Below are 1,416 nucleotides of genomic sequence, written 5' to 3'. Positions count from 1 at the left end.
GAGAACCTGTGAAGCTTGATTTATTCAATAAAACTACGCTGCCAGAGTTGTTAAAGGTTGTAATTTTTCTGGAGAATAGGTTTCATTTCTTTTGGCTATTCCCACAAAGAGCCGTGCTAGCTTTCCGCATAATTTCATAATAGACTTCATTTTCTTTATTTTTTTTACCTTAACATTATTGGCGTGCAACGCTTTAAACTCAGGGTTATTCATGACAAGACTCATTGTCGCTAGGTATAAGAAACGCCTAAGTCTGGATCTCCCACGTTTAGAAATGACAATTTGTCCTTTCCATTTACCAGAGCTCGCCTCGGAAAGATGTAACCCTGCATGACGAAGGAGGGAATTACCATGGGCGAATCCACTTAAATCTCCAGCTTCCCCTAAAATTCCAGCTAAAGAGATTTCACTGATCCCTTTAATAGCCAGCAGTTTCTTTGCGAAAGGAATTTGTTGAAGCACGTTAGTGACTTCTTGTTCCACTCTTTCGAGTTGCGTTGTAGCTAGATCATACTCTTCTAGTAGTTGTTCTAAATGTAGCTTGTAAGCATCAAGTGCTTGGTGCGTTCCGATAGAACGTTTAGCTAAATCTATAAGTAGATAAGCTTTTTTCATCCCAGGCTGACGCTTCATTACCGATTTCCATTTGCCTACAATGTCTTGAGGTTGCATCGATTGTAACTCGATTGGTGTAGGAAATAATCGTAGAGTTGCGATTGCCCCTTTGCCTTTCACATCTTTAAACACTTGTCGTAGCTCAGGAAAGACTACATCTACCCAACGATTTAATTGGTTGATAGAACTAACGAGACGTTTAACGATTACATCACGGTTGGACATAAGGACTCGAAGTTTTTCGAAAGACTCTGGAGTTGAACGAACAAAGGCATAGTATCCATTCTTCACCATATCCGCAATCACGAGAGCGTCTTTTTTATCACTTTTGGACTGAGTGTTATCTCGATTTTCTTTATTTCTTTTTACAAGGTGAGGATTGACTGTTACGACATCAATCTTTTCGTTAGATAACCATTTCGATAGATTAATCCAGTAATGACCTGTAGGTTCCATACCGACAATCGTTGTGTCTAAGCTGTTTTTAGCTTTTAGTTTATTAATCCATTCTAGAAATCTGTTAAAGCCTTCTTCGTTATTTTCGAAAGTAAGAGGATCACCTACCACGATTCCTCGATAATTTACAGCTCGAGCAACGTGAAATTGTTGGGCAATATCCACGCCAACAACGAGATGTCGATCAGAAATTCTCTCTATTAGTTGATTTTGTTTATCTTGCATTTTAAACTTCATATTAGGGTTCCTCCTAAGGTTTTGAGTTAGAGTGGTGTCTTACTCATATCTTACTGAGGAGCCCTATTTTTTTCAAAGCTGAAAAATAACGCTCTACAGGAATGCTAA

At 38.6% G+C, this 1,416-nt stretch carries 1 protein-coding gene; it reads right to left on the bottom strand.

Annotated elements, in window-relative coordinates:
* Positions 1–33: 33 nt before the first annotated feature.
* Positions 34–1,308 (bottom strand): IS110 family RNA-guided transposase, encoded by a 1,275-nt coding sequence (locus tag ACFX4X_RS25430; protein ID WP_377387648.1) that lies wholly within the window; start codon positions 1,306–1,308, stop codon positions 34–36.
* Between the last annotated feature and the right edge of the window lie 108 nt (positions 1,309–1,416).

This window comes from Peribacillus sp. YIM B13481 (genome assembly GCF_042787985.1).
Lineage (GTDB): Bacteria > Bacillota > Bacilli > Bacillales > DSM-1321 > Peribacillus > Peribacillus simplex_A.
This window is presented reverse-complemented; position numbering and strand designations above follow the sequence as displayed.